Source organism: Acidobacteriota bacterium, assembly GCA_016208495.1.
Taxonomy (GTDB): Bacteria; Acidobacteriota; Blastocatellia; order Chloracidobacteriales; family Chloracidobacteriaceae; genus JACQXX01.
On the sequence record JACQXX010000153.1, the window covers coordinates 1 to 8,550 of the forward strand.

Annotated in this window: 6 protein-coding genes; 2 read left to right on the forward strand and 4 right to left on the reverse strand. The window is 52.4% G+C overall.

The window, feature by feature from the left end:
• Nucleotides 1–136: 136 nt before the first annotated feature.
• Nucleotides 137–1,264, reverse strand: coding sequence for an FAD-binding oxidoreductase (locus tag HY774_28275; protein ID MBI4752405.1), 1,128 nt, complete (start codon nucleotides 1,262–1,264; stop codon nucleotides 137–139).
• Between the two features lie 27 nt (nucleotides 1,265–1,291).
• Between HY774_28275 and HY774_28280 the strand changes: the two genes are divergently transcribed.
• Nucleotides 1,292–1,474, forward strand: a complete 183-nt coding sequence (locus HY774_28280; GenBank protein MBI4752406.1) for a hypothetical protein — start codon at nucleotides 1,292–1,294, stop codon at nucleotides 1,472–1,474.
• Nucleotides 1,475–1,534: 60 nt separating this feature from the next.
• Here HY774_28280 and HY774_28285 read toward each other — a convergent pair whose 3' ends face one another.
• The 3 genes from HY774_28285 to HY774_28295 form a co-directional block, all read right to left on the reverse strand.
• Nucleotides 1,535–4,003 carry an ABC transporter permease gene (locus HY774_28285; GenBank protein ID MBI4752407.1) on the reverse strand — a complete coding sequence of 823 codons (2,469 nt, stop codon included), beginning with the start codon at nucleotides 4,001–4,003 and terminating at the stop codon, nucleotides 1,535–1,537.
• A 321-nt stretch (nucleotides 4,004–4,324) separates the two neighbouring features.
• Nucleotides 4,325–5,218, reverse strand: a complete 894-nt coding sequence (locus HY774_28290; GenBank protein ID MBI4752408.1) for an S-methyl-5'-thioadenosine phosphorylase — start codon at nucleotides 5,216–5,218, stop codon at nucleotides 4,325–4,327.
• Nucleotides 5,219–5,500: 282 nt separating this feature from the next.
• A complete protein-coding gene (locus HY774_28295) occupies nucleotides 5,501–7,102 on the reverse strand; it encodes a hypothetical protein (GenBank protein ID MBI4752409.1) in 1,602 nt (533 codons plus the stop codon).
• A 679-nt stretch (nucleotides 7,103–7,781) separates the two neighbouring features.
• On the opposite strand from HY774_28295, the gene efp reads away from it, so the two are divergent.
• The gene (gene efp / locus HY774_28300; GenBank protein MBI4752410.1) at nucleotides 7,782–8,339 is read left to right on the forward strand and encodes an elongation factor P; all 558 of its coding nucleotides are present in this window, start codon (nucleotides 7,782–7,784) and stop codon (nucleotides 8,337–8,339) included.
• The last annotated feature ends 211 nt before the right edge of the window (nucleotides 8,340–8,550 follow it).

Below are 8,550 nucleotides of genomic sequence, written 5' to 3' on the forward strand. Positions count from 1 at the left end.
TCAAATTCCTCCGGCAGTAAGCTTGTCCAATCCAATACCTTGATTGGGTTCTTCTTGATTTCGCTGTATCTTAAGTTTCCCATCTTTGAGCCTCCTTTTTAAAGAAGGATCAGTATATCATAAATCGTAATAACCTTTAATAATATCCGCCATCAGTATAGGCGGTCTTGCCCTGGCCAAAATAAGCTGTGAGTCCAGGTATCAGACGAGAAAGCCCACGAATCAGGACTTCCGGGTATTCGTTTGGGAAAACGGGTGGGAAGGTTGCTTCCTGGGTATGAGTGTCATACGTCCAGATGATTAAAAGCTCGTGGTGTGGGCTTTTTCCACGTGGTCTCACATGAACACCTGCCGGGAAGCGTTCCAGCAAATGTGTTTCGCCGCGTGCACAAATCTCATCACGTTCGGCATCAGTCCAGGGCAACGTCACCGGGTCATTCCAGATAAGAAGTGGGGCATCGTCCGGAAGCACGCCAAGCGGGTCTTTCAGTGCAATTTTCCCGTGCAACTCACACACAACGGGAAGTTCCAGGCCGGCAAACGCGGCTACCCGATTCAACAACGGACCTGCGGCAATCACCACCCGATCAGTGGCAACCGTATCTTTTCCATCCACTTCGACGCCTTGAACGCGGTTTTCCGACGTGAGAATCCGACTGACCTTCCCCTGTCTGAATCGCCCACCGTGCGCCGCAATCTGTTCAAGCATCCACTGGCCCAGCCGCGCTGGAATCATCCAGCCAGCCCGTCGAACGTGGAGCATGGCCTGTGCCTCGCTGGTGATATAGGGAAAAAGATGCTGGATGGCATCAGGACTTGTCAGAAAATCCGCTCCGGTTGGAAGGTGTTCAAACCCTTCGGCTGGAGACGGAACATAGGTGGAAAGGTCGGAATGGTCGCGCACCGGACCCGCGCCGAGTGCGGAAATGACATCAGCCGTCTCACGCAAGGTTTGGGCTTGCTCAGGGTCTCCGGTCAGGAAGACATATCCACGGCGGTTGAGTTCAAACACGTTGTCGCTGAGGTGGGCGAGTTCTTCGAGCAAGTCAATGCTGCGATTGATGAACTGCACCATCTGGTGGCCGGGGCCGGGCCACCAGTTCCGATACGCACCCGTGCCTTTATCGCTTGTGAGTGTCAGTGGAGGGCGCTCATCCAGGAGGAGGACATCGCGAATGCCGTGGTTTACGACCAGATGGTAGGCAGCGGCAACTCCGGCCATACCGGCACCACACACGACCACTGAACTGCGTGTTTGTGTCATGAGAAAAGCTCACCTGGAGAATTTGGAATGGCTAAGGAAACCCCAAGTGTAGCGCACTTTCTTTTTTCTGCCGAGTTTTCTGTCAGTTATAGCCTTTCAGAAAAAGATTCCCCCTCGGAGCGCCGTCATCTGATTGAAAATCAAACTGCTTTGTGCCGGCAGGATGCCGGCGCTCCCAGGAAATATTTATCTGAAAATTCGAATATCTGAAATAATTGTATTTCCTTGAACCCTGAACCCTGAACCCCGAACCCTGAACCCTGAATGGCGTTACTCATTTCGAAGGGCAATCAGCGGGTCGATTTTGACGGCTCTGCGGGCTGGCCAGTAGGCGGCAAAGAGTCCCAATCCGATGAGAAAGACCACGACCATTCCAAGTGTGACTGGATCTGTTGGGCTGAGTTGAAACAACAGCGACATCACCAATCGAGCACAAACACTGGCGACAGCCAGACCAATCACAACACCAGCCACCAGCAGTTTGGATGATTCGTGAAAAATTAAGCGGAAAATATCGCGGCTGTGAGCGCCAAGGGCAATGCGGACACCAATTTCACGGGTTCGGGAACTAACCAGAAACGTCAGCATGGCATACAACCCCGTGGCGGCCATAACCAGTGCCAGCACCGCCAGAAGCGACATTAACACCATCGCAAATCGGTCTGGCGTACTCCATTTCGCCAGCAATTGATCCATTACCACGATGCTATGAACCGGTTGGGTCGGGTCAACCTGAAGCGCCTGTTGACGGGCGGCCTGGATCAATTGAATCGGATCATTTGAAGTCCGAATCACCACGTTCATCGCCAGGTACGGGTTTTGAGCATGAGGAATGAAAATTTCGGGCTGTGGGGTGCTTTTCAACCCGTAATACCGGGCATCTCCAACCACACCAACGATTTCGTACGGATATTTCCCGCCCAGGTAATCAACCACCAGTCGTTTTCCCACCGCATTTCCATCGGGCCATTCCCGGCGGACCAGGGCTTCATTCACAATTAACACCCTGGGTGTCTCCGGGCGATCATCAGCCGTGAAGGCACGTCCGGAACGAAATGGAATTCCCACCGTGTCAAAATAGTTTGGCGTCACCATGCGGATGCTGGTTTCACGAGGGACTCCAACTGGTTCCGGCTCTCCTTCACGCCAGACCGGGCGATCAAAATCAATCCCAACTCCGCTCATTGGCAAAACCGTGGTTGCCGCAACTGAAGTGACACCCGGAAGGCTCCGCAATCGTTCATAGAGGTTCTGATAGTAGACCAACCCTTGCCGACCGTCTTTGTAGCTGCCGCCGTCAAGAAATACCCGCAACACCAGCAAATTCGCAGAGTGAAATCCTGGATCCACCGAAAGCACATTGAGAAAGCTGCGGATAAACAGTCCGGCGCCAAACAGCAGTACCATTGCCAGTGCCACTTCAATCACCACCAGGGCTTTGCGCATTCGGTTTGGAAACACACCACCCGTGGAATTGACATGGTTGCTTTCCTGCAGGGTTTTGGCGATTCCCTGACGACTTCCGTGCAGGGCAGGGGCAATTCCAAACAGAATGCCAGTGAGGATTGAAATGACAAAAGTAAAGAGCAACACCTGAGGATCAATTGCTACTTCAGCCAATCGTGGAATATCAGCCGGTGCCAGTTTGACCAGGGTTTCGATGCCAAGGAACGTCACGCCAATCCCAAGGCCACCAGCCAGAAGCGATAACATCAGGCTTTCGGTTAAAACCATCTGTAGCAATTGCTGTCGCGAAGCGCCAAGTGCCTGGCGAATCGCGATTTCCCGCTGCCGGGTCAATGATCTGGCCAGAAACAGCCCGGCCACATTGGCACAGGCAATACACAAGACAAACCCGACCGCACCAAATAAAGCCAGGAGCGGCAGGCGTGAGGTATTTACCAGTTCATCCTGAAGCCGTACCAGCGAAACGCGCCATCCGGCATTGGTTTTTGAGAACTGCTGGTCAAGGCCGACTGCCACTGAATTGAGATTGGATTGAGCCTGTTCGAGGGTGATGCCGGGTTTGAGTCGAGCCACTACTTTTAAAAAGTGGTAATCGCGGGGCGGTCCATTCGGGAAACGTGTTCCGGTATAGGAACTGTTGACATTCCAGGGGACCCAGGCATCAGCTTCAGCTTCAGGGAGGGTAAGCCCCGACGGCATGACCGCCATAACTCGCCAGAATTTGCCGTCAATTGAAATTTCTTTCCCGATGATATGTGGATCCCCAGCCAGGCGACCCTGCCATAACTTACGACTGATGACGACGAGTCGGTCCCCGTTTTGCAACTGATCAGCCGCGTTAAAACTGGTGCCGATGGTGTCAGCCGGTGTAAACGGGCGACCAAGCAGAGGTTCCATTCCCAGGACTCGAAAGAAATCGGTCGAAGCCTGAGCCACTTTGATTTGCTCGGGTTCAAATTCTCCGCGAAGCGTTCGTGATGATTCATACCAGGTTGCCATCCCTTCAAACGCCGAAGCCTGAGCCTGCCAGTCCAGAAAATTTCCGGGTGACGGTCCGACGTGGTCGAGCCCCTGGGCCTGGTGGGTATCCCAGACCATAACCAGTGACGCTGGCTGGCGGTAGGGAAGTGGACGCAGCAAAACCGCGTTGACCACGCTAAACAGTGCGGTATTGGCGGCAATTCCAACGGCCAGGGTAAGCACGATCAAGCTTGAAAATCCTGGTTGTTTTCGAAGCAGACGAAGACTGGACCGAAGATCAATTGATAGCATGGGAGATTCCTTTGAGACGAAATGACCAGCCAACCCATGTGTGCAATTGCCGTTCCAGGTTGTATATAAATAAATCTTTAAAAATGAATGATTTGAGGGAGTGAGGGAGTGCGATGGTGCCCAAAGTCGGGAGGGGAGTGTTCGGTTTTGAACAGGTGGGGTGGAGCTTTCGAAGAAGGATGGCTTCCGGGTTCCTGGTTTCGAAAACCCGGAACCCGGAACCCGGAACCCGGAACCCGGAACCCGGAACCCGGAACCCGGAACCCGGAACCCGGAACCCGGAACCCGGAACCCGGAACCCGGAACCCGGAATCGGAAAGACTAGGCTGGAAAATACTTGCCAATGATCGCGGCCAGTCGTTCGCGGGTTTCTTTGGTGATTTTTTCAGGGTTGGTCATTACCGCGTGTTTGAGTGCCGAGTTATATGGCGACACCAGATCACTTTGGGCCAGCCGTTCGACCGCACCCCGAATAATCCGCTGGGCGTTGGTAACGTTTTTATTCAGGTATTCGATGACCATTTCCACCGTGACGTCGGAATGTCCCTGATGCCAGCAATCATAATCGGTCACCATGGCGAGCGTGGAATAGCTCATTTCGGCTTCACGGGCCAGTTTGGCTTCCTGGAGGTTGGTCATCCCAATGATATCCATCCCCCACATTCGGTAAACATTTGACTCAGCACGGGTTGAGAAAGCCGGACCTTCCATGCACAGATAGGTGCCGCCACGATGAATCGTCACATCACCCAGGCTGCGGCCAGCTTCTTCAACAATGTCAGACAGATATTTGCAGACCGGGTCGGCAAAGGTGATATGCCCAACGATTCCATTTCCAAAGAACGTTGACTCCTGAACACGGGCTCGTGTTCGGTCAAAAAACTGATCGGGAATTACCATGTGGAGGGGTTCGAGTTCTTCCTTGAGTGAGCCAACGGCTGAAACTGACAGGATGAATTCGACGCCCAGGGTTTTGAGGGCATAGATATTGGCCCGAAATGGGAGTTCAGTTGGTAAAAGATAGTGGCCACGTCCGTGGCGTGCTAAAAAGACCACGGGAACACCATTGAGTGTGCCGCTGATAAAAGCATCTGACGGGTTGCCAAAGGGCGTTTCAACGCGGATTTCACGGATATTTTCAAGCCCTTCCATCTGGTACAGGCCACTGCCGCCGATGATGCCGATTTTGATTGGTTGCTGTGTGAGATCTGACATGCGTTCTATGTATAACTCCTTGATTGATATTGAGTGAAGTCGTGAAGTAGCGAAATGGTGAGTAGTCACAGGATTTTGGGAGTGACCGAAACCAATTTGAGAATCAACGTTAATTGGTTTTACTGCTTCACGACTTCACGACTTCACTATTTCGCTGCACTTAGGGACTGTAAAAAATCAACTTCCCGTTTTCAGTTGGGAGCGCGGGCGTCCCGCCCGCCATAAGTCGGAAGATGCGGGCAAGATGCCCGCGCTCCCAGGAACTTATTTTTTAACGATCCCTTACTTTTTAAAGGCAAAAGCCAGGACTGACACGACCAGAATGATGAAGCCGATGATGCCCATCACAAAAGCACCTTGAGCCGGTCCAGCATTCGATTTCTGGTTGTTCCCTTCATAAATCCGGATTGCTTTTTGTGCCTGGAACAAACCCACCACTGACGCCCCGATTCCCAGCCAAAAATAGGGAATAGCCAGACTGAGCATCAGTAAAACCAGCCCGGTAATTGACGTCGCCAGCGCAATCTGGGTGCATTTTTTGGCAATCAACACATTGGCGCCACCCAGGTCATAGTCATAGTCTTCCCCCTCTGGCTGGTTGGGGTATGCCTGCATCTGGGACTGGTTATACATCACGTTTGGCGGCGGGGCCAGTGGTCCTGAAAATCCTGGTTGAGGAATGCCACCCGGTGGTGCGCTGGACATTCCGGATGCCATTGGTCCCCCTGGGAAAGCTGGCGGAAACCCACTTTGCGCAAATGGCGGATCCGGTGGTGGCGGTGGCGGCGGTGGTGCCATCCAGGGATCTTCTTTATCTCTCAAGGTTTCGGCTTCGTGTCCAGCCATGATTTGAGGATTGGTTTCAGGTGTGTTTCCAATCTCAGTCTGTTCAAATAGCCGTGAGACATATTTTTCAACTTCACGCTCATTATTGACGGTTTTCAGACGCTCAACATCACGCAGAAACCGATAGGTGGCCAGATCCACTCCCGAATTTGGACACCGCTGGAGCAAGATTCTTACAAAATAAGTAATCCGTTCACGCTGGTCTTCAGCCGGTGGAACCTGAAAGGAATCAAAGTTGATAAAGGAACAGTCAAGTCGAACCGGGCGATTGGCCGCCGGAGCGAAAATATCCACATAGCGTTTGCATTGATTTGAGTCATATCCCGACTGAAAAACCGCAATCAGGTGAATGTCTTCATAGTTCAGACTGCTGACCATCGGGTGAGCCAGGGTAAATCCATAACTGGTTGCTGTCACCCGACCGGTTGTCATCGGTGTCATGCCCCGACCGGCCTCATTCAAAGGTGGGTTCCAAACTCGAAGTTTTGCCCACCAGTCAGCCGTATCAGTGATGGCTGAAACTGGCGGAGTTTCTTTGGGTTTTTCGAGCGTTATAGCAGGTGGTGGTGGGGCAGATGGTTGATTGGACGGGATCTGAACTGTTCCGGAAGATAGTGGCGAGGCGAATGGAACTGATGGAGACCAGCCTGCCTGAGGCGGATCCGAAATTTGGGTTGAGCCACTCATGACAGCCGCAATATCACTATCAAGCCCGCCCATGGTTAAAGCCGTTGGGGGTGGCGGTGGCGGCGGAACTGGTGCCGATGCGGGTTGTGGTGAATTTGGTGCCGTCGGAGCATCCGACATGCTAAACGTCAATTCAAGCGACGCCACAACCCCAATTGATTCAAGGGCTTGCTGATATGCCTCGGCCTGGTCCTGGGTAAGCCCTTGTTTGACAACCAGCGGTGCTTGCTGCAGCATCGCGGCTGCAACCTCAGGTGACACTTTGAAATGGGTGATCAACCGGTCGTGAACCAGCGCCTGGGCCTGGGGTGACCCATCCCCCGCGCGTTCGAAGATGACTTTATAATGCATTACAGTGAGTGGTTGGCCTTGAAGAGTTCGGATCTTTGGGACAGAGACAGCCTCAAGTGTAAGCTACTTTTCCAAAACTGCAACCTTATACCAGGTGGGGTTTGGGGCTTGGGGCTTGGGGCTTGGGGAAAGACAATTTTTTCAATGACTTAGATTTATGCTTATATGTGGGGGGGGAGGGGGAACTGGTGTGAGCGGTAATTCCCGCAAAAGGTGCTCAACCTGTTTTTCCCACCCCACGCCAGCCGCACCGCAAATTCTGACCTGACTGGCTTCGCTTGACCGTTTCCGGTAACTCATCTAGGCTGTGCTCTTGTGAACCTCTCGGCCATAAATAGCTGAGCTTCTGGGTGGGATCATCCATTTTACAATGATTGATCTTGAGCAGTTCGCGCTTCTTCCTGACTGCTACCAGTCAGGATTGCGGGCCGCGCCGGTCGGCTGTCCTTCCAGCGTCTGACACTCCCTCGACGCACACTCTCCCGCGTCCCGGCGGGTGTTGGTTCCCAGGTCACCCTGGGAACGAAGGCAGTGTAAAATCCAGCTAGAGGAAAGGCAAGAACATAATTCGGGACTCGCTTGACGCGGCCCTGAAAAACCGAGAATGCGCTCGTTGTTTTGTTCAAAAATCCTGGCGATTTCCGCCGTAATTTCTGTAAGGAGTCATTTTAGATTTGTTATGAGAGCGAACCAGATTCGTCGTGGCACAATTATTATTTTCAACGGAGAACCACATCGCGTTGTGGAATTCCGTCACCATACCCCCGGCAACCTGCGCGCCATGGTGCAAACCAAGCTCAAAAGCGTCAAAACCGGATCCGCATTTGATCATCGGTTCAGCGCAACCGAAGATGTGGAACGGGCAACGCTGGAGCAGCACGATATGAACTATCTCTACAGCGACGGCACAACTCATCATTTCATGAACAATGAAACCTATGAGCAAATTGGCCTGGACGAAGAAATGCTGGGTGATGCGGTCTACTACATGACCCCTGACCTCACCATTCAGGTTGAATTCTTTGACGGGAGCCCGATTGGCATCTCATTGCCGCCGTCAGTTGAATTGCGAGTGGCCGAGACCGATCCAGAATTGAAAGGCGCAACGGTCAGCGGTTCATCCAAACCCGCGAAGATGGAAACTGGGTTGACGGTCAACGTTCCAGGGTTCATCAAGGAAGGCGAGTTGATCCGGGTGGACACCACGGAAGGCACCTACATCGAACGTGTCAAATAAGACCAGTTTGGTGTCAGGGAGTCGGATGGAAATATCATACCACCAGGGTTCAGGGTTCAGGGTTCAGGGTTGTTGAGTATCATTAAATCGTATACAGGAAAGTATCATAAATTGTATACACCGTTATATATCAAGGAAATGACCCGGATAAAAGATTAACCAGAAAAATCGTGCGGAGTTGATCCCAGGCAAAAGGGAGACACAATTGGAA